This window comes from Kiloniella majae (assembly GCF_002118315.1).
Classification (GTDB): Bacteria; Pseudomonadota; Alphaproteobacteria; order Kiloniellales; family Kiloniellaceae; genus Kiloniella; species Kiloniella majae.
The window spans coordinates 1,006,424-1,025,618 of sequence record NZ_MTSZ01000001.1 but is presented as its reverse complement, the minus strand read 5'-3'; the positions used below and the strand labels follow the sequence as shown (position 1 = coordinate 1,025,618).

Below are 19,195 nucleotides of genomic sequence, written 5' to 3'. Positions count from 1 at the left end.
TGCTATTGCTGTCCTATGGGCGTGACGCGAGAGTTTAGAACATTTCTTCTCGGGTCCTGAACAGTTTGCTCAAAGGTTTTCAAAACCGGTGAAGTTATTTTGACCAGTGTGCTTAATGATTTAACAACAGCAGGGTCTGTTAGAATCATTTGCCCGCCCATCGCATTTTCCAGAAGCTCTTCAATGGGATCTTTGGGTTCAGGGAAATAAACAAGTTGATGATCAAGCTCTTCGCTGATCATTGCTGCTTCACGGGCTACCTGAATAGCTTCTCTAAAACCGCCTAACTCATCAACCAACCCATTATCTTTTGCCTGAGCTCCACTCCAGATTTGCCCCTTGGCAATTGTGTGGATTTCTTGCTGGCTTTTGCCTCGACCTTCGCCAACTTTAACTGTGAAGTCTTCGTAAATGCGATCAAGAGATCCTTGCAAGCGCGCCCAACCTTCATTGGTAAAGGCTTTGTTTGCACTATAGAGATCTGCGTTTTCTCCGGCCTTTACGCCATCCCACTTTACACCGACTTTATCCCAGAGATCCGTGAGAACCATTTTACCACCAGCAACACCGATTGATCCGGTAATCGTAACTGGATTGGCGAGGATTTTGTGTGCAGGTGCAGATACAAAATAGCCGCCAGATGCCGCGACGTCGCCCATAGAAATAATCACAGGCTTGCCAACTTCCTTGGCCCGTACAACTTCGCGCCACATTACGTCTGATGCGACATAGGATCCCCCGGGGCTATCTATCCTTAGAATAATAGCCTCGATTGAATCGTCATCAATGGCATCAGAGATTGCCTGAGCAATGGTATCTGACCCCATGGTCATGCCACCCCCAAAGAAGGGGTCGCCTTGGCTTTGCCCGAGATGAATTTCGCCAATACCATAGATCACAGCAATTCTGGATGCGCCTTCTGAAATCTCTGGTGTTGTACTCATGGCGTAGTCGGCAAGGTGTACAAATTCACGATCGCCTGTTAGTGCTTCATCTGTAATTTCATCCCAATAGCCAACACGGTCAACCAGATCAGCATCAATGGCTTCAACAGCGCTAAATGGTGATCTGTCCATAAGGTTACCGATTTCACCCGGTTTTTCTCTGCTAATGGAAATTTCTTTTTCAATAACATCAAAGATAGAATTCAGAACACTTTGTGTATTTTGTTTTACAGGGGCAGGCATATGGTCATCTGTGAACATATTCATCACGCCTTTGTACTCATGGCGTTGGCTGAACTGGGGAAGAATGCCAAGTTCATCCAGAACAGGACGCAAGTAGGGGCTCTCCATGCTAAAACCTGAGATATCCAGATCACCAGATGGCTGCACCCAAACGCTTTCCGCAGCGCTGGCGAGATAGTAGTGCAACGTTCCATGCCCGGCTTCGCCGTAGGTTTCAGCGAATGAAGCTGTCCATTTACCTGTTTTGGTAAAGGCGCGGATTGCTTTTCTGAGTTCCTGTGCCTGAGCGAGTTGCAAGGGTCCCTGACCTGCTTTTATCAAAAGACCTTTGACACGATTATCGTCTTGGGCGCGGTACAGGGCGTCAATTGCATCATGCAAGGGTAATCCCGGCTGGAATGAATTACTGAAGTAAGACGCTTTGGTTGGGCCTTCGAATAAACCCTCTGAAAGGTCAATTGTCAGAATCATTTCCTGTGGCAGGCTCTGATTGTCCACTGCCTTACCAATATCTTCGACATTGTTGAGAGAGACACCAATGAGTACACCAAGGAGAATAACAAGGAGGCCTAGGGCAGCAAAGAGCCCGACGATACCTTTGAAGATAAATCTAAGAAAAGACATGAATTTAAGAACCTGGAATTTATAAAGTGATATGGTTGTTGATAAAGATGATAGGCCAACGCTATTTTTGCAAGCTTCGGATGCGGAGAGTTCCGGATTTAACCTCAATGTAACCGAGATTTCTTCAAGGCTGTTTGTAAAAGATGATGCTTGCGATTGCGGCTTATCAAAAAACTGTTAGATTGGCGCAAAATGATCCTGCATGTAACGCAGTGATAATATAACCAAAATCAGGTGTCAGGAAGAATGAGACGTAAGGCGCGCCGTGGCGGCGGAAAGCAGATAGAGATAACAATCGATACGCTCGGTGCGCGTGGGGATGGGGTTGCCGATCATGAGGGACGCCCTGTTTATGTTCCGATGACGATGCCTGGTGATCAATTGCGCGTAAAACTTATCGGCGAACGGTCCGGTGGATTTAAAGCTGAAATAATAGAGCTTCAAGAGCTGGGGGCGAACCATGTCGATCCGCCGTGTGAGCATTTTGGTCCCTGTGGGGGCTGTACAGTGCAACACGTTGCCTCTGATTTTTACAGAACATGGAAAAGAGATGCTGTTGTTCAGGCACTAACCCGTAAAGGATTTAGCGGGGGCGAAGTTGCAGATCTTATCCAAATTGAAGCGGGCACGAGACGTCGCGCTGTTTTTGCTGCTGCGGCACGGGGTAAGAAGATCGACCTCGGGTTTCATGAACGGGAAAGTCACAAGGTTGTTAATCTTGTTGACTGTAAGTTACTTACATCGGAATTAAGCAGACTGGTTGATCCCCTTCGCGAACTCTTGAAAGTATTGCTGGGGCCAGAACAGACCAAAGCTGATATTACAGTTATTGGATCTTCGGCGGGACCAGATATCTTGGTTGTGACAGATGCCAAGCTGGTGTTGGAAGGCCGCGAAGCTATTACGGCCTTTGCAGAAAAATATTCTGTAGCACGTTTTGCTTGGGGACGTCCGAAACAGGAGCCAGAACCTGTTGCGATCAGGGATAATCCTTATCAAAAATTTGGTGATATTCAGGTTTTGCCACCCGAAGGTGCTTTTTTGCAACCAAGCCAGGAAGGGCAGGATGCTCTTACGGATTTGGTTTTGGGATATTTACCGGAAGAGTTGGAAACAGTAGCTGATTTGTTTTCCGGGTGTGGAACCTTCACTTTTCCGCTTTCTAAACGTGCACAAGTCCATGCTGTAGAAGGGGATGAACGAGCGATTACAGCTCTGACGTCAGCTGCGCGTCGAAACGATACACTCCATCGCATCACCTCTGATTGTCGTGATCTTGTTAAAGACCCTGTAACCGCAGATGAGCTTCAGGGCGGAGATTGTGTGGTACTGGATCCACCAAGAACCGGCGCGAAAGAACAGTGTTATGAATTGGCTCAATCTGATATCAGAACAATTATCTATGTTTCATGCAATCCGAACACTTTTGCTCGTGATGCAAGGATATTGGTCGAAGGCGGTTATGCCCTTAAAGAAGTTACACCTGTCGATCAATTTATATGGAGCGGTCACCTTGAAGTTGTGGGGTGTTTTGAACTGGACGATTTTGGTGATGATGAAGATGAAAACGATGGGTAAGGGCTTGTAGGATCAGGCCCTGTTCCTAAATAATATTTATCCCTTTGCATGAGGCATTCTGGCGCGATTGCTAAAAGCAACAAATCCGAGCTTTGCAGGTTTGTCATTTACTTATATGGTTTTGAAAACTGTTATTTAATTAGATGATCTGCAGAGCTTCCTTCTAGAATTTTCAGGCCTTTGATATTTTATGACCATGCAAGTTATCCCCGAAAATCACCCACAAATACCGGCTGAAAAAGTTGGTGTTCTCTTAATGAATCTAGGAACGCCAGATGGCACAGACTATTGGTCTATGCGTCGCTATCTGAGCGAATTTTTGAGTGATCCCCGGGTGATTGAGGCTCCAAAGTGGCTTTGGCAAATAATACTGCAGGGCATTATTTTGACAACCCGCCCAAGTAAAAGCGGGGAGGCTTACAAGGAAATCTGGAACAAAGAAAAAGACGAATCTCCTCTTCGTACCATTACACGGGATCAGGCAGAGAAACTACAGACAGCTCTCGCAGAAGAATATCCGAATGTGATCGTTGATTGGGGATGGCGCTATGGAAATCCTGCGGTTAAAGAACGGATAGAAGACCTTCAGAAGCAAGGGTGTAATCGTATTCTTCTCTTTGCTCTGTATCCCCAATATTCTGCGACCACGACCGCGACGGCTTATGACAAATGCTTTGATACCCTGAAAACCATGCGCTGGCAGCCGTCTGTTCGCTGTGTTCCTGCATACCATGATGCGCCTGTTTATATTGATGCTTTGGCGACATCAGTAAAAGAAGGCATAGAGAAGCTATCCTGGAAGCCGGATGTAACCATTGCGTCTTTTCATGGTCTTCCGGTGGAGTATCACGAAAAAGGTGATCCTTATTATTGCCATTGTGCCAAGACAGCACGCTTGTTGCGTGAAAAGTTAGGCTGGTCAGAAGACAAACTGAAACTGTGTTTTCAGTCTTTGTTCGGACCAAAGGAATGGTTGAAACCCTATACGCAGCCAACTGTGGAAGAGATGGCCCGCAATGGTGTGAAAAACCTGGTTATCCTGACGCCGGGTTTCTCGGTTGATTGTGTTGAAACGCTGGAAGAAATTGATATTGGAGTCCGCGAAGCCTTTTTGGACAATGGCGGCGAAAACTTTGCCTTCATTCCATGCTTGAATGATAGCGTTGGTGGCATGAATGTCATTAAAGAGATTACGGTACGTGAACTTCAGGGCTGGATATAGATTGTATTCATTTGAGAGCTGAAAGAACGTTGGAATAGTCATCTGTCCATGGTTTAATTGTTGGGTTGGCAATTAATTCTTGCCAACCACCCCCCTCAGGGTGGGTGCCCAATGGGATAAGATCATCTAAAGTTTCCGTGCTTTGAGCCATTGCTATCCAAGACGCAGAGAAGCGGTAAGGGTGTTTTTGTGCGTTTTCTTTGTTTCGTTCGTAGTGATAAACACGTGCTTTAAGGTTTGATACTTTTGCTGTTGTTGTCACAATATGCTCAAGCTCAAAATAACGATTTGATACGTGTAGAATTATAACACCACTGTCTTTGATCTTGTTTTTATATAGTTCAAAAGCTTCTTTTGTTAATAAATGAACGGGTATTGCATCAGAAGAGAATGCATCCGCGATTAGCAAGTCATATGATTTATTCGGAATTTTTCTAAGTGAAAGACGAGCATCTCCTATGATGACGTCTGTGTTGCCCGCACACTTGTTCATATAGGTAAAAAGTTCAGTGTTTCTGGCCATGGTTTCTACAAGAGGATCAATTTCAAAAAAAGTCCATTTTTGTCCTGGCTGACGGTAACAGGCCGTTGTCCCGGTACCTAATCCAATTGAAGCGACTGTTTTAATGGCCTTATTGTTGATTTTGTACGATTCAAACAGATTTCCTAAACCAGTTTCGTTATGATAATAGCTTAAAGGACTCGGATTACCTGGTATTTGTATGCCGTGTACAGTCGTGCCATGCGTTGCTACATGAACAATTTCTGGGGCTTGTAAATCGTTTTTATTATGTTCTTTGTTTTCAATTTTAACTGTATAAACACCAAAAAAACTACGTTCCTCGAATATGAATTTTCCTAGTGCACCATTTATATATGGAATAATAAAAAGGCCAATTATTATGCATAGTGTAAGTCGTAAGGGACGCCCCGTACTTTCAAGCAAAAGTAGGAATAAAATGGTTAGAATAGCAATGGTTACCAATTTGTTTGCTATCGCATCAGAGTGTAACTGTTGTACGAGGATAATTAGTCCTAATACAGTTATTGAGAATATAAAATCTGCTAGATAGCTATGTGCTCTTTTACCAATCCTTTTGTTAATAATCTCAATAGCTGTTTGAGCTTTTACAGGCATCATAAAGCCGAGAGTTGCTAATAATAATGCGTATTCGTAAATATTTGAGAATATTAGTGGGGCGATTATTGCTATGAAAATGCCGCCTAAAACTCCGCCAAAAGACATAGCAATGTAAAAGTTTGTCAAATACTTTGCATTTGGCCGAGCTTTTGCCAAAAGCCCATGACAATAAAGGGCGAGTAGGAAAAAGCTACTTAAATTACCTATAACAAAAAGAAATATTGTTTCTGCATGTGTCGTTGACATACTTAAGAATGCTGTTGCAATTAAGCAATATGGCGCGACAGATGTAATTATTTTATGAGGAATAATTGGGTTTCGAGAGAAAACAATCACAAATGTTAAGAGATACAGAGCCAAGGGGATGACCCACAAGAGAGGAGTAGAAATTAGATCTGTCGTAATTTTATTGGTGACACTAAGAAGAAGTGATGAGGGAACAAAGGCTAAAATTACCCATTTACAATAATTTTTTAGTTTTGGGGGTGATTCGTTATTATTTTTTGCCTGATTCTCTAGCGAATAACTTTGGTTTTTAGACGTGTTTTTTAATGAAATCCCGCAGATTAAAATTAAAATAAGTAAACCGACGAAGCCATAGGACCAAAGTAATGTTTGGGTTATGAGGCCAAACTTAATCTCTATAAATAGCGGATAGGCTATTAGGGCAGAAATACTTCCGATATTGCTTGCAGCATAGAGAAAGTAAGGATCGTGCGAATCTTTGTCTCGTGTAAAGCGGAACCAACTTTGTAGAAGCGGGGCATTCGCTGAAATAATGAAAAACGGAAGGCCTATAGCAACTGTAAAAAGGCCAAGTAACCATATCGTAGGCCAGCTTTCTGACGGAGTTTCATAGCCAACTGGAATTGTTATTGGTAAAAACAGAATTGCCATTGTCATCAAAAACAGATGAATAATTATCTGGTTTCTCAATTTAAAAGCAGATGACAGAAGGTGTGCATAGAGATAGCCGGCCAATAACGCGGATTGAAAAAATATCATCGCAGTATTCCAAACAGCCGGTGCGCCCCCGAGTAACGGAAGTACCAACTTTGTAAACATTGGCTGGATCAGAAATAGCAAAAATGCACTAGAGCAAAGAGTGACAATAAAAAGATAGCGAAGGAATGTGCTCGATTGCGTATCTACGGCGTGGTTTTTACTATTCATCGTGATCAAAACTGTCCCTCTAATACAGAGTAATGGATAGTATTGATCACAGGTTAAGACAGCTTTAATTCAACCTCTTACAGTGCATTAAAGCTGTCTTAGATTATATTTTGTTTGTAAATTATCTATTTTGGGCTTTATGGCGCAACCAGTGATCTGCGAGCGTTATCGCCATCATGGCTTCTCCAACAGGAACACCTCTAATACCGACGCAGGGATCGTGGCGACCTTTGGTGAAGATATCGGTTTCTTCGCCGTCTGTTGTCACTGTTTTGCGAGGTGTCAGGATTGAACTGGTCGGCTTGATAGCGAAGCGGACGACCACATCTTGGCCCGTGGAAATGCCGCCGAGTATACCGCCAGCATGGTTGGTCGTGAAATGTGGTTTGCCATCGATCATGCGAATTTCATCGGCATTTTCTTCGCCACTATAGGCAGCAGTTTCAAAACCATCACCAATTTCGACACCTTTGACTGCGTTGATCGACATCATGGCCTTTGCCAAATCGGAATCCAGCTTGTCATAGACAGGGTCACCCAACCCGACAGGTACATTGGAAGCCACAACTTCGATGACAGCGCCAAGTGAAGAGCCGGCTTTTCGGGCTGAATCCAGATAGGTTTCCCACTCTTTTGCCGCAATCGGATCTGGACACCAGAAAGGATTGTTGGAAACTTCGTTCCAGTCCCACCGCGCCCGATCAATTTTATGAGGACCCATCTGAACCAGGGCACCACGAATTTGTACGCCCCTTTCAATCTGAGTGTTCAGTACTTTGCGAGCGATTGCACCTGCGGCAACGCGCATGGCTGTTTCTCTGGCAGAAGAACGGCCTCCGCCGCGATAGTCACGGATGCCGTATTTTTCCCAATAGGTGAAGTCGGCATGGCCCGGACGGAATTTTTTGACGATATCGCCATAGTCCTTGGATCGCTGGTCCGTGTTTTCGATAATCAGGCCGATAGGGGTGCCTGTTGTTTTACCTTCAAAAACACCGGAAACGATTTTAACGTTATCTGGTTCTTTTCGCTGTGTTGTAAAGCGATTTTGACCGGGTTTACGCGCATCCAGATAGACCTGGATTTCTTCTTCGGAAATATCGATAAGCGGCGGGGTTCCGTCGACAACACAACCAATTGACGGGCCGTGACTTTCGCCCCAGGTTGTAAAACGGAAAATTTCACCAAAAGTATTACCAGCCATGATGCTCTCGCAGCGTTAGATCGTTTGAATTAAAAAGGGAGCGGCAGCTCAGCCGCGCTCCCTTTTTATATATTTCTTTTCAGCAGAGATTTTAAGATTGCGGGTTAAAATTACTCAGCAATTCTGAAAGCTCTTGGGCTTTGTCCACATTCATCATACCAACGACGTGATAGCCGGAATCAACGTGATGAATTTCACCCGTTACACCACCGGACATGTCAGACAGAAGGTAAAGGCCTGCGCCACCGACTTGCTCAATACTAACATTGCGCTGCATAGGTGAGTTCAGCTCATTCCATTTCAGGATGTGACGGAAATCACCAATACCGGAAGCTGCAAGTGTTTTGATCGGACCTGCAGAAATGGCGTTAACACGGATGTTATCCGGGCCAAGATCATCAGCCAGATAGCGTACAGATGCTTCAAGTGCAGCTTTGGCAACACCCATTACATTGTAATGCGGCATAACCTGCTCGGCGCCATAGTAGGTCAATGTGACCATGCTGCCGCCTTCGGTCATCAATGGCGCAGCATGCTGAGCAATCGATGTGAAGGAGTAGCAGGAAATATCCATGCTCTGAAGGAAGTTTTCACGGCTTGTATTGAGATACTTGCCTTTGAGTTCTTCTTTATCAGCATAGGCAATAGCGTGGATTAGGAAATCCAGTTTGCCCCATTTTTCTTCAATTTCTTTAAAAACAGCTTTGACGCTGGCGTCATCGGTAACGTCACACTGCAAAAGAATATCTGAGTTAACTGATTCGGCGAGCGGCGCAACGCGTTTTTTCAAGGCATCGCCCTGATAGGTGAAAGCCAGTTCTGCGCCTTGGTCAGCAACCGCCTTGGCGATCCCCCAGGCGATAGAGCGGTCATTGGCAACGCCCATTACTAGGCCGCGTTTACCAGCCATCAACGGTTGTGGGTTGGACATCGGGTTCCTCACTGTGAGATTGTCCTGAAAACTAAAGTGCAGCATCCTACAACATTGCCGGGATTGGTCAAAGATTTGGCGACATGTAGAGTACTTTTTCTGACTTTTAGCTGGGAATTTAGCTTTCTGCCAGCGATAGTTAACAAGAAATGTCAAAATGGTTGAATTTTGAGGGCAACTTTAGATGGTAGATTCGAAAATCCGACGTTTGTCACTGGCTCTGAGCGCGGTATTTCAAAAAGAGAATCTGGATGATGCTTTTCTGTTTGTGAGTTATGTCTTTAAACGCTTTGGGAAAGATAAGGGAACACGAGTGGCTGCATCGTTAAGTTATTCGTCCCTTTTGGCAATTGTGCCCATGATGACGATTGCTCTGGCGTTACTTTCTGCCTTTCCGGGATTCGAAGATTCCAGAGGTGAGTTGCAAGCCACACTTTTTAATAATCTTCTACCGTCAGCCGAAATTGAAATCAGCGAGCAGTTGAATGCCTTTGTCGATAATGCAAAGAACATGACAACAATCGGTGTGTTGGCGCTGGCTGTAACGGCAATTATGCTGCTTTACACAATCTCTAATTCTTTTAACAGTATTTGGCGTGTTCACGAACGCCGCCCTATTTTCAATTTGATTTTGGTTTATTGGGCTCTTTTAACACTTGGGCCATTGATGTTGGGGGCATCCTTAACCGTATCGAGCTATGGTTTTGCTATTGCTGAGCTTGCAGATCAATCCGGGCGTACCAGTTCGTTGGTTACATTGCTCGCACCAATTTTTCTTGGTTGTACAGCTTTTACCATTCTTTTCCTGGTTGTACCCAACCGTCCTGTTTTGTTTTCTCATGCTTTGGTTGGTGGTATTGTCTCAACAACTTTGTTTGAGTTGCTTAAGCGAGGCTTTGGACTTTATTTGCAATATTTCCCTTCTTATCAGGCTATTTATGGCGCGTTGGCAACAATTCCGATTTTCCTGATTTGGATGTATCTTTCCTGGGTTGTTGTACTGCTGGGTGCTGAAATTACAGCGGCTTTACCTGAAAGACGGGCCGCATTGCGCAAAGATATCAAGCGAGAGGGGATTGGTGACCGATTGTCTTTGGCGATAGCTTTGTTGCAAAAGCTGGAAGGTGCCGGAAGGGTTGGCGCGACCTTGAAAGAGACCGTCATGATGCGGGGTCTTCCTGCGGACCTACAGGCAACAGCGGAAGTTTTGTCTGATTTGAAAGATATGCACATTGCCGAGCGTACAGGGCGAGGACGTTGGGTGCTTTGCCGTGATTTGGAAACCGTAACACTGGGTGATCTGCTTCATGAAATGGATTTGAACTATGACCCCAAGCGTAAGTGGCCGGAAGGGGTTAGGGACGTTCTTGATGTTTTGGAAGAAAACCCAAAAGACATACGGGATAAAAGTCTCAAAGAAATCCTACAGAAAGCTGAGTAGGTTGAGCTTCGATATATTGATCTATTCAACAGGAAAATTCGTGTTATGACTAAACCTCATGCTGAAGTTTATGCACCTGAGTATGGGCCATCGCATTTCTCCAACCACAGTCCTATGGCTTCGTTCGCGTTGAAAAGGTTGGGGGGCAGCGAACAACAGTTGCAGGATTTCAAATCTGGATCGCTAAGATATCTGGAACGTAATTCTTCAGAACGAACCGTTGTTGAGATCGCGGATGATAATTTTGAAACCCTACTTGGCAATCGACAGAACTATGTTGGTTATTTAGCATATTTCAAGAAGCATGTTGCGATCGGGAAAACGCTACCCAAGCTGGATCTTCTTGCCAAAGGGGTATCTGCAAGTGCTTTTCATGCCCTTATTCGCACTTCCTATGGAATTGATGCTCAGGATGTTTCCGAGGTCGCGGCTGGGCTGGCTTATTGGGCTGATTCTCATCTCGTAGTTGTTCCAGATGATACCGCAGAGAATTCCCTCTCTAATGATACTGTCGAAGATTTGGGCGCAGAAATATTAGCAAAAAAATTGGATGGGGAGCTCGAACCATTACCTAGTAATGAAGCTATATTCGGTCAGATGCGGATCAACGCAGAGGACGAAATAAGACAGTCCTATGTTTTACGCGCTTTTAATGTCTCTGATCTATCTCTGGATCAGTTGAGGCAGCTAGGTTTAACAGTCTTTCTTCATACGAATAATTTCACAGCCTTGCATACAGTGACGGCTTCGCATGCAGCTAGACTTGTTTTGCCCTATATCGATAATCAGGCAACATTTTTGCGACAACTTTGTTCTGGGATAATTGCAGCGATTTTGACAATCCCGAATGGTGATTTTACCGCCAATGACTGGTCTCATAAATATACAAGATTAACAGTAGAAGAATTGAAGAAACGAGGAGTATCGGCAACGGATAGTCACGACATTAAGTTTGTATATAGTTGTCTGGAAGAATATCGCCATTACGACGATGTGCGATACCTGGATGCTGCCTCGTGCTGGCTTTCGAAATAAAACAAAGGCGTTTCAGTAGAAACGCCTTTGTTTTAAGTGTGTAACCTAAGATAGAGAGCCAGGCTCTACAGGCCTTGGTTTCGAATAATATTTTCAAGATCCTGACGGGCATCAGCGGGTAGTTCCTGAATAGCAGAAGCCAGAGCACCAAGCAGTTTCCGCAGGTTATAAACCTGATCCATGCTACGAAGAATGACGGGCATGGCTTCATAGTTGGCACCGATTTCATGTATAAGTTCACGTAAGAGTTTTACACGTGCTTCATCATCGTCAGTGAAGATAAGGGTGCCATCTTCCTGAGTTGGCATAACCCAGTTACTTTCGATCCAGTTGGATAGTTCTGAACCACTGACGTCCTGATCAATGACGATTTCATCAAAGGTTTTCATACTTTTTGGGTCCTTTATCCAAAGCTGCGATAGCCTCAGGTTGCTGATCTATTAATCACAGCGGCACTATTTAGGCGTTGTGCGCTTTAAATGCAAGCTGTGTATCTGCTGCTTTGGTTAATCGAAAATACCGGTATCTTTGCGCGGGTCATAATCTTTTGACTTTGCCCAGTTGCGCAAGAAGTCTCGAAGCTCCTTATCCGTTTCTTTCGGCAAGGTCACCATCAGTCGGATCAATTGATCCCCCCGGTTATGTCCCTTGATATCATCAACCCCTTTGCCTTTTAAGCGCAAAGTAGTGCCGGTATTTGAATCTGCAGGGACTTTTACTTTTACTTTGCCTGTTACTGTCGGCACGGTCAGGGTTGTTCCTTCGACGGCTTCCATAAGAGTAATGGGAACATCGAGATGAACATCATAACCCTTTCGGGTGAACATCGGATGGGCTTCGATTTTGACTTCAACCAGTGCGTCCCCATTTGGCGCACCGCCCTTACCTGGCAATCCTTGATTTTTCAGGCGTAAAACCTGTTTGTTATCAGTCCCAGGGGGAATAGTTACATTCAGTGTTTTTCCGTCGGCAAGGTTAATGCGTTTCTTTGCGCCGGCAGCCGCCTCGACAAAGTTTACCGTACATTCGTATTTTACATCGCTGCCTTTACGTTTGGGAACGCCACCTCTGGCACCACCTGCACCACGAGGACCTTGTCTCCTTCCACCGAAAAGGTCGGAAAAGATATCTCCGATGTCCATTTCCTGGCCAAAATCAAAACCACCTCCGCCTTGCCCTGCGGCGCCACTTCGGGGATGCCCTTGATGTGTGTAGCCGGAATGGAACGGATTTTGTTGTTGCCCTGAAGCATCAATCTCCCCCCGGTCATACTGTTGCTTTTTCTTGGCATCGCCAAGAATGCCATATGCCTGAGATACCTCTTTAAATTTTTGCTCAATAGCCTTGTCATCCGGATTAAGATCAGGGTGATATTTTTTGGCGAGCTTACGGTATGCAGATTTAATTTCCGCATCAGAAGCGGTCCTGCTGGTGCCGAGGATTTGATAGAGGTCTTTCATTGTCGCGGATGAAACCATTCAAACGTTATAAAGGTAATACATAAGCCGTGTTATACACGTTTGTGCAAAGCTAATGTAATAAATTAAACATAAGTTTAAAAGGGGGAGAAATAAATCTCCTTTAACTTTGACGACTAAGCCGTGTTTGTAAAACCTCTGCTTTGAAAGCAGATACAAAAAGGCCCTGCATTGAACAGGGCCTTTGAGCTTGAGTTTGGTTTTCTATTTACGAGTGCCTACTGAATTTCCCAGGAACCATCTTCTTGACGGCAGGCTGTGCCATAGGCTTCTTCCGTTTTTCCGCCGATAACAACTGTCTGCTGATATTCGCGACAATATTTACCTTCGGAAGAGGTACCATCACGGACAGGGGTTACAGTACCTGAATTTCCTGAATCCGGGTTGTTCCAAGCAATGGTTTGTCCAACAGGAGCTGCTTGAGCCTGATTGTAGGCTGTATCTGCTTTGCGCTTGTCTTCATCATCCATATAGCGTCCGACCTCGCTTCCCAGAAAACCACCGACTACAGCACCAGCCGCGGCAGCGACGATTTGGCCCGAGCCTTTACCAAATTGAGCACCGAGTAAGCCACCAGCCAGGGCGCCACCTAAACCGCCAACGGTTTGTTTAATTCCGGTATCGTTTGAACAGGCTGTCGTCGACAAGGCTATCAATAGGACTGCTATACTTGCTTTGACTTTCATCGTCTTGCTCTCTTGTAGTTATCTGTCTGCATTGTACGTGAAGAAATCGCTGAGTATCTTGTTCTTACACACACGAATGCTTAAGTTTCAACATATCAAATAAAAGGTAATTGAGGCACTATTATGGCCCCAAGGTCCTTTCTGTGACATATCTGTGTTTCTGATCTGTATTTCGGGCCAGTATTTCGGATCTGCGTCGCAGGCTGGATTTTATCATGATTTTTGTGTCACGATTATTTCTTTTTGGTTTTACAGAAAAACTTCACAAAGATGTCGCACTTGATAGTGTTGTGGCTTCTACCTTGTTCTGATAAAGCATTCTAATACTATTCTTGCGTATGGCTTCTCGCAAAAAGGCAGTTTTTAATGATCCGCGATAACACTCCCTCTGATCCCTATGATGTTTTTGACGCCTGGTTAAAAGAGGCTGAGGAAAAAGAACTCAATGATCCGACGGCGATGAGCTTGTCCACTGTTGATGAAACCGGGATGCCATCTTCACGGATGGTTTTGCTTAAAGACTGGGATCGTCAGGGTTTTGTGTTTTATACAAACTACGAAAGCCGAAAAGGTGAGCAGTTGATTGCGCATCCCAAGGCCGCTTTGATGTTCCATTGGAAGTCTGTTCGTCGTTCTGTCCGCATCGAAGGACTTGTCGAGCAAGTAACACCGGAAGAAGCCGATGAATATTTTGCTAGCCGTCCGAAACAGAGTCAAATAGGTGCCTGGGCCAGTGACCAATCCCGTCCTTTAGAAGGGCGTTTTGAGTTAGAGAAAAGAGTCGCTAAATATGCGGCAAAATATGGTTTGGGAAAAGTGCCTCGTCCGCCGCATTGGTCGGGCTTTCGCGTCTGTCCAACACGTATTGAGTTTTGGCAGGATGGTCCGTTTAGATTACACGACCGACTGGTCTACTCAACGGAAGACGTAAAACAAAACGGACAGTGGAACACCGAACGTCTTTTCCCCTAAAATAGGACCCTGGAATTAGGAATAGTGGATCGTTCCATGACCGATAGCGTTCAAAAGTCCAACCCGCAAAAAAACAAAATGCGTGATCCTCAAACGAGAAGCCAACGCGAACGAACTGCACAGTTGATGCAAAGGGCTGGTTACGCAGCTGTTACTGCTGCTTTGATTTTGATTGCGGCCAAGCTATCGGCCTGGGCTTACACCGGGTCTGTATCTGTTCTGACAACATTGGTTGATTCCTTGCTAGATGCCGGGGCTTCGCTTTTAAACCTTTTGGCAATCAGACACGCCCTGACTCCCGCGGATAATGAACATCGTTTTGGGCATGGAAAAGCTGAAGGGTTGGCGGCCTTGGCACAGGCGGCTTTTATTTCCGGATCTGCGATCTTTTTGATGTTACAGGCGGGGGAAAGATTTTCCAGCCCTCATGTTGTTGAGAATAGCAGTGTCGGCATTGGCGTTATGGTTTTCTCTATCCTGACAACGTTTGTTCTGACCAGATATCAACACTATGTTGTTAGGGAAACGGGGTCAGTCGCTATTCAGGCTGATGCCTTGCATTATGTCGGGGATATGGTCGTGAATGGCGTTGTGATCCTGGCGCTGGTTCTGGGCTTTTATTTCGACCTTCCCTGGATCGATCCGGTTTTTGCCTTGGTAATTTCTTTGTACATTCTTACCTATGCATGGGGTGTTTTGAAAAAGGCGCTGGATATGTTGATGGATCGAGAACTAGATGATGAAGAGCGGACAAAAATTGAAGGTCTGATACTGGCACATGAAGAGGTTCTCGGGGTCCATGACATAAGAACCCGAATATCTGGGCCGGACCTTTTTATTCAGTTTCATATGGAATTGGACGGTGCCATCAGTTTGGCGCAATCCTATGATATTGCTGAAGAGGTAGATCGTGAAATTTGCCAGATATATCCGCATGCAGAAATTATTGTTCTGCAGGAACCTTACGGGATAGAAGTCCAGAAAAATATACAAAAGAAAAATGCCGACCCCGGCGACGAAACTGCAAATGCAGGGTAAAGGAAAATTGGGCGTTATGAATAATAATTCCAACAACAATGCCGAAGACAACGCTTCTGATGGTAATAATTCAGATAGCCGTAAGACCTTGATCTTGACGGGCGCGAGCCGAGGAATTGGCCATGCAACAGTTCAGTATTTTAGTCAGAGAAACTGGAAAGTTATTACCTGTTCCCGCGAGGATGTCCCCGACCACTGTAAACGCGATCCTAACTGGGCGGACCATATCGTTACCGATTTGAATGACACTGCCAGTACGCAGAGCTTTATCGACCGTGCGAATGAAATTCTGGATGGCGAGCCCATTCATGCGTTGGTTAATAACGCAGCGGTTTCCCCAAAAACGTCTTATAAAGAGCGGTTAGGTTGTTTGAATGGGGATGTCGATACCTGGCGGGAAGTTTTCGAATTGAATTTCTTTGCTCCTTTGATGTTATGTCGTGGTTTTGCGTCCGCTTTAGGCAAGGGAGAAGGGGCGGTCGTTAATATCACGTCTATTGCGGGTCATGGGGTACATCCTTTCGCTGGATCTGCTTATTCTACATCCAAGTCTGCCCTTTCTGCTCTTACTCGCGAACTCGCCGTTGAGTTTGCCCAGTTCGGGGTTCGGGTTAATGCGGTCGCACCGGGGGAAATTGAAACCGCAATGATTGGGGAGGAATACGAAGCCCTGATCCCTAGAATTCCAATGAATAGAATGGGCGAACCAAGTGAAGTTGCCTCAGCCGTTTATCAATTGTGCACACCAAATTTTGGTTACGTAACGGGAACTGAAATTTTCGTCACAGGTGGTCAGCATCTATTCTAAATTCTGCGTTTTTAACGCTTATTATAAAAACGAATTTTCAAGAGGATGAAGGCAATTAGGGCTTATCTGGGCAAGCTTTATAAAGAGTTAGCTTTTGTTATTCTTTTTCTGTCTGGAGTAGCATTTACTGTTTCGCCTGCCTTAGCTGAAAAGGTTAATATTGCTGTTGCCGCCAATTTTACGGCGACGGGGAAAGCGCTCGCGGAAGACTTTAAGGCAAGAACTGGTCACGAAGCTGTTCTTTCCTTTGGCTCAACGGGCAAACTATATGCGCAAATTATTCATGGCGCACCTTTCGATGTTTTCCTGTCGGCAGACCGTGTCCGTCCGCGTAAGTTGGAACAAGATGGTTTCAGCGTGTCATCTACTCGCTTTACCTATGCTTATGGGCAGATTGCTCTTTGGACACGGGATGAAAAACTTCTGGGTGATAAGGAGTTTCGTGTTGAGATCATTCCAAGCTTGTTGAAGGGGGGCCAAATAACCCGTCTTGCCGTTGCCAATCCCAAGACGGCCCCTTATGGCCTTGCAGCAGAACAATATCTCAAGAACCTTGGGGTTTATGAACAACTTCAGGGGAAGATTGTTTATGGTGAAAATATCGCCCAAACCTATCAATTTGCTTACACAGGTAATGCAGAGCTGGCTGTGGTTGCCAATGCACAGGTTCTGGGCAGTCCGCGTGGTGAAAGTTGGCTTATTCCCCAAGAAGATTATGAACCTTTGGGGCAGGATGCAGTTCTTTTAAAAAAGGGACAATCGAACAAAGCTGCTTTGGCTTTTATGGATTATCTGAAAAGTAGAGATGCGGCTGTTATCATTAAAAAATTCGGGTACACTCTTGAGCCAAGGTAGAGCTTAATTTCACCAAGAAAGCCTTTCAGGGGGAGTTTTATATATGTGGGATCCTATTTGGATCACAGTAAAGCTGGCTTTTATCACAACAGTTATTTTACTGGTGTTGGGAACCCCTGTTGGATGGTGGCTGGCACGATCTAAAGTCTGGTGGAAGGAAGGAGTTGCCGCAATTGTTGCTCTACCAATTGTTCTTCCTCCGACAGTGATGGGCTTTTATCTGCTGATTGCCCTTGGGCCGGATAGTCCGATTGGACAAATCACGACCGCACTCTTTGGCAGGGCCTTGCCCTTTACCTTTGCGGGGCTGGTTGTTGGGTCTGTTATCTATTCCATGCCGTTTGTGATACAGCCGATCCGTAATGCTTTTGAGGCAATTGGGGATCGTCCGTTGGAAGTTGCCGCGACCTTACGGGCATCGCGGCTGGACAGTTTTTTCTCTGTTGCGTTACCCATGGCCAGACCGGGCTTGTTAACTGGTGCAGTCCTGGGGTTTGCCCACACGGTTGGGGAATTCGGAGTTATCTTGATGATCGGGGGCAACATACCGGGGGAGACCAAGGTACTTTCGGTTGCCATCTATGATCACGTTGAAGCGTTGGAGTGGGGGCAGGCGCACATTCTCTCGGCAGGGCTTCTTGTTTTCTCGTTTCTTGTTATCCTGAGCATGATGATTCTAGAGAAAAAACTGGGGCGTCGATTGCGATGATGGATTTTAGCGATAATGGCATTGTTGCGAAGTTTTCTGGTCCTTTGGATCAATTTGATCTTACGGTTGAATTCAAGCTTCCTGCACGTGGGGTCACAGCACTTTTTGGTCGTTCAGGATGTGGTAAGACAACCGTCCTGAGATACTTGGCTGGTCTCTCCCAAGCTGATAACGGATATTTGTCTGTTAAAGGGCAGGTCTGGCAAGATGATGATCATTTCTTGCCAACCTATAAAAGACCTGTCGGTTTTGTCTTTCAGGACGCGAGTTTATTTCCGCACTTGTCTGTTCTTGAAAATTTGCTTTTTGGACAGAAAAGAGCGGGGACGCGGTCTGATATTGTGCCAATAGATGACCTTGTAGATCTTCTGGGCTTAAAGGAACTTCTGGATCGTTCTACGCATCATTTATCTGGCGGAGAACGTCAGAGAGTGGCTATTGGTCGTGCTTTGTTATCAGGGCCAGAGCTTTTGTTGATGGATGAGCCTTTAGCGGCGCTGGACAGGTTCAGCAAAAATGAAATCATTCCCTATCTGGATCGTTTGTTTAAGACACTTGATATCCCCATGATATTTGTCAGTCACGATACGGAAGAAGTTGAGAGACTGGCCGATCATATGATTCTTATGGATCGGGGAAAGATAGTGACGACCGGGCAGTTAAGTGACGTTCTTTCTGATCCAAGCCTGTTTATTGCAGAGGGACCAAAGACGTCTTCTGTGCTTGATGTTGAGGTTATATCATTTTCCGAAGCGGATAGAATTACAGAAGTTCAAGCCCTAGGCGGTTCGCTTCAAATTCCCGGAGAATTGGGGGGAGTTGGCAGTACACACCGGATATCTATTGCTGCGACCGATGTGAGCTTGGCACAGGGAAAACCATCGGAAACCACTATATTGAATGTTGTGCCAGCTCGTATTTTGGATATTCACCTGTTAGATGGTGCCCGATGTAATTTACTTTTGTCCGTCGGACACCAAGAGCAGGTTGGTGCTAAATTTTTAGCTCGGATCACGCAGAGATCATTACGAAAATTTGATTTTCACGTTGGGCAAAATATCTATGCTCAGGTGAAATCGGTTTCCATGATCGGCGGTACGTTACGTTCTTGAC

17 protein-coding genes are annotated in these 19,195 nt (G+C 45.3%); 10 read left to right on the top strand and 7 right to left on the bottom strand.

All coding sequences use genetic code 11. The features are described from left to right. Positions 1-2: 2 nt before the first annotated feature. The gene (gene sppA, locus BKB51_RS04855) at positions 3-1,811 is read right to left on the bottom strand and encodes a signal peptide peptidase SppA (protein ID WP_085899934.1); all 1,809 of its coding nucleotides are present in this window, start codon (positions 1,809-1,811) and stop codon (positions 3-5) included. A gap of 246 nt (positions 1,812-2,057) precedes the next feature. Here sppA and rlmD point away from each other — a divergent pair, with 246 nt between their 5' ends. After that, a complete protein-coding gene (gene rlmD, locus BKB51_RS04850; RefSeq protein WP_085899933.1) occupies positions 2,058-3,389 on the top strand; it encodes a 23S rRNA (uracil(1939)-C(5))-methyltransferase RlmD in 1,332 nt (443 codons plus the stop codon). A gap of 190 nt (positions 3,390-3,579) precedes the next feature. Next, positions 3,580-4,611 (top strand): ferrochelatase, encoded by a 1,032-nt coding sequence (hemH, locus tag BKB51_RS04845; protein WP_085899932.1) that lies wholly within the window; start codon positions 3,580-3,582, stop codon positions 4,609-4,611. Between the two features lie 7 nt (positions 4,612-4,618). On the opposite strand, the gene BKB51_RS04840 is transcribed toward hemH, so the two are convergent. The 3 genes from BKB51_RS04840 to fabI form a co-directional block, all read right to left on the bottom strand. Next, positions 4,619-6,925 (bottom strand): spermidine synthase, encoded by a 2,307-nt coding sequence (locus BKB51_RS04840; RefSeq protein WP_125911789.1) that lies wholly within the window; start codon positions 6,923-6,925, stop codon positions 4,619-4,621. 121 nt (positions 6,926-7,046) lie between these two features. Continuing rightward, positions 7,047-8,129 (bottom strand): chorismate synthase, encoded by a 1,083-nt coding sequence (aroC, locus tag BKB51_RS04835; RefSeq protein ID WP_085899930.1) that lies wholly within the window; start codon positions 8,127-8,129, stop codon positions 7,047-7,049. 91 nt (positions 8,130-8,220) lie between these two features. After that, positions 8,221-9,060, bottom strand: a complete 840-nt coding sequence (fabI, locus tag BKB51_RS04830) for an enoyl-ACP reductase FabI (protein ID WP_047764497.1) — start codon at positions 9,058-9,060, stop codon at positions 8,221-8,223. Positions 9,061-9,244: 184 nt separating this feature from the next. Here fabI and BKB51_RS04825 point away from each other — a divergent pair, with 184 nt between their 5' ends. Then, entirely contained in the window at positions 9,245-10,501 is a 1,257-nt protein-coding gene (locus tag BKB51_RS04825) for a YihY family inner membrane protein (RefSeq protein ID WP_085899929.1), read from the top strand. Between the two features lie 45 nt (positions 10,502-10,546). Continuing rightward, positions 10,547-11,536 (top strand): questin oxidase family protein, encoded by a 990-nt coding sequence (locus BKB51_RS04820; RefSeq protein WP_085899928.1) that lies wholly within the window; start codon positions 10,547-10,549, stop codon positions 11,534-11,536. A 65-nt stretch (positions 11,537-11,601) separates the two neighbouring features. On the opposite strand, the gene BKB51_RS04815 is transcribed toward BKB51_RS04820, so the two are convergent. From BKB51_RS04815 to BKB51_RS04805, 3 genes are all read right to left on the bottom strand, one after another. After that, positions 11,602-11,925: a chaperone modulator CbpM gene (locus tag BKB51_RS04815; protein ID WP_085899927.1), complete on the bottom strand. Its 324-nt coding sequence runs from the start codon at positions 11,923-11,925 to the stop codon at positions 11,602-11,604. A 117-nt stretch (positions 11,926-12,042) separates the two neighbouring features. After that, the gene (locus tag BKB51_RS04810) at positions 12,043-12,996 is read right to left on the bottom strand and encodes a DnaJ C-terminal domain-containing protein (protein WP_085899926.1); all 954 of its coding nucleotides are present in this window, start codon (positions 12,994-12,996) and stop codon (positions 12,043-12,045) included. A gap of 236 nt (positions 12,997-13,232) precedes the next feature. Next, a complete protein-coding gene (locus BKB51_RS04805; RefSeq protein ID WP_085899925.1) occupies positions 13,233-13,700 on the bottom strand; it encodes an RT0821/Lpp0805 family surface protein in 468 nt (155 codons plus the stop codon). A gap of 366 nt (positions 13,701-14,066) precedes the next feature. Between BKB51_RS04805 and pdxH the strand changes: the two genes are divergently transcribed. From pdxH to modC, 6 genes are read left to right on the top strand one after another with little or no spacing between them, the layout of a single operon-like run. Then, positions 14,067-14,672 (top strand): pyridoxamine 5'-phosphate oxidase, encoded by a 606-nt coding sequence (pdxH, locus tag BKB51_RS04800; RefSeq protein WP_085899924.1) that lies wholly within the window; start codon positions 14,067-14,069, stop codon positions 14,670-14,672. A gap of 36 nt (positions 14,673-14,708) precedes the next feature. Further along, a complete protein-coding gene (locus BKB51_RS04795; RefSeq protein ID WP_218043949.1) occupies positions 14,709-15,710 on the top strand; it encodes a cation diffusion facilitator family transporter in 1,002 nt (333 codons plus the stop codon). 16 nt (positions 15,711-15,726) lie between these two features. Then, positions 15,727-16,518, top strand: coding sequence for an SDR family NAD(P)-dependent oxidoreductase (locus BKB51_RS04790; RefSeq protein WP_179188063.1), 792 nt, complete (start codon positions 15,727-15,729; stop codon positions 16,516-16,518). A 45-nt stretch (positions 16,519-16,563) separates the two neighbouring features. Next, positions 16,564-17,373, top strand: a complete 810-nt coding sequence (modA, locus tag BKB51_RS04785; protein WP_085899923.1) for a molybdate ABC transporter substrate-binding protein — start codon at positions 16,564-16,566, stop codon at positions 17,371-17,373. 43 nt (positions 17,374-17,416) lie between these two features. Further along, on the top strand, positions 17,417-18,082 hold the full coding sequence (gene modB / locus BKB51_RS04780; RefSeq protein WP_085899922.1) for a molybdate ABC transporter permease subunit: 666 nt from the start codon (positions 17,417-17,419) through the stop codon (positions 18,080-18,082). Further along, positions 18,079-19,194 carry a molybdenum ABC transporter ATP-binding protein gene (gene modC / locus BKB51_RS04775; RefSeq protein ID WP_245813213.1) on the top strand — a complete coding sequence of 372 codons (1,116 nt, stop codon included), beginning with the start codon at positions 18,079-18,081 and terminating at the stop codon, positions 19,192-19,194. The genes modB and modC overlap by 4 nt, the downstream gene beginning before the upstream one ends. Position 19,195: the final 1 nt, after the last annotated feature.

Bases quoted from the DNA above. Each gene is read 5' to 3' on its own strand.
- sppA (WP_085899934.1), bottom strand. From the start codon at position 1,811: ATGTCTTTTCTTAGATTTATCTTCAAAGGTATCGTCGGGCTCTTTGCT.
- rlmD (WP_085899933.1), top strand. From the start codon at position 2,058: ATGAGACGTAAGGCGCGCCGTGGCGGCGGAAAGCAGATAGAGATAACA.
- hemH (WP_085899932.1), top strand. From the start codon at position 3,580: ATGACCATGCAAGTTATCCCCGAAAATCACCCACAAATACCGGCTGAA.
- BKB51_RS04840 (WP_125911789.1), bottom strand. From the start codon at position 6,925: ATGAATAGTAAAAACCACGCCGTAGATACGCAATCGAGCACATTCCTT.
- aroC (WP_085899930.1), bottom strand. From the start codon at position 8,129: ATGGCTGGTAATACTTTTGGTGAAATTTTCCGTTTTACAACCTGGGGC.
- fabI (WP_047764497.1), bottom strand. From the start codon at position 9,060: ATGTCCAACCCACAACCGTTGATGGCTGGTAAACGCGGCCTAGTAATG.
- BKB51_RS04825 (WP_085899929.1), top strand. From the start codon at position 9,245: ATGGTAGATTCGAAAATCCGACGTTTGTCACTGGCTCTGAGCGCGGTA.
- BKB51_RS04820 (WP_085899928.1), top strand. From the start codon at position 10,547: ATGACTAAACCTCATGCTGAAGTTTATGCACCTGAGTATGGGCCATCG.
- BKB51_RS04815 (WP_085899927.1), bottom strand. From the start codon at position 11,925: ATGAAAACCTTTGATGAAATCGTCATTGATCAGGACGTCAGTGGTTCA.
- BKB51_RS04810 (WP_085899926.1), bottom strand. From the start codon at position 12,996: ATGAAAGACCTCTATCAAATCCTCGGCACCAGCAGGACCGCTTCTGAT.
- BKB51_RS04805 (WP_085899925.1), bottom strand. From the start codon at position 13,700: ATGAAAGTCAAAGCAAGTATAGCAGTCCTATTGATAGCCTTGTCGACG.
- pdxH (WP_085899924.1), top strand. From the start codon at position 14,067: ATGATCCGCGATAACACTCCCTCTGATCCCTATGATGTTTTTGACGCC.
- BKB51_RS04795 (WP_218043949.1), top strand. From the start codon at position 14,709: ATGACCGATAGCGTTCAAAAGTCCAACCCGCAAAAAAACAAAATGCGT.
- BKB51_RS04790 (WP_179188063.1), top strand. From the start codon at position 15,727: ATGAATAATAATTCCAACAACAATGCCGAAGACAACGCTTCTGATGGT.
- modA (WP_085899923.1), top strand. From the start codon at position 16,564: ATGAAGGCAATTAGGGCTTATCTGGGCAAGCTTTATAAAGAGTTAGCT.
- modB (WP_085899922.1), top strand. From the start codon at position 17,417: ATGTGGGATCCTATTTGGATCACAGTAAAGCTGGCTTTTATCACAACA.
- modC (WP_245813213.1), top strand. From the start codon at position 18,079: ATGATGGATTTTAGCGATAATGGCATTGTTGCGAAGTTTTCTGGTCCT.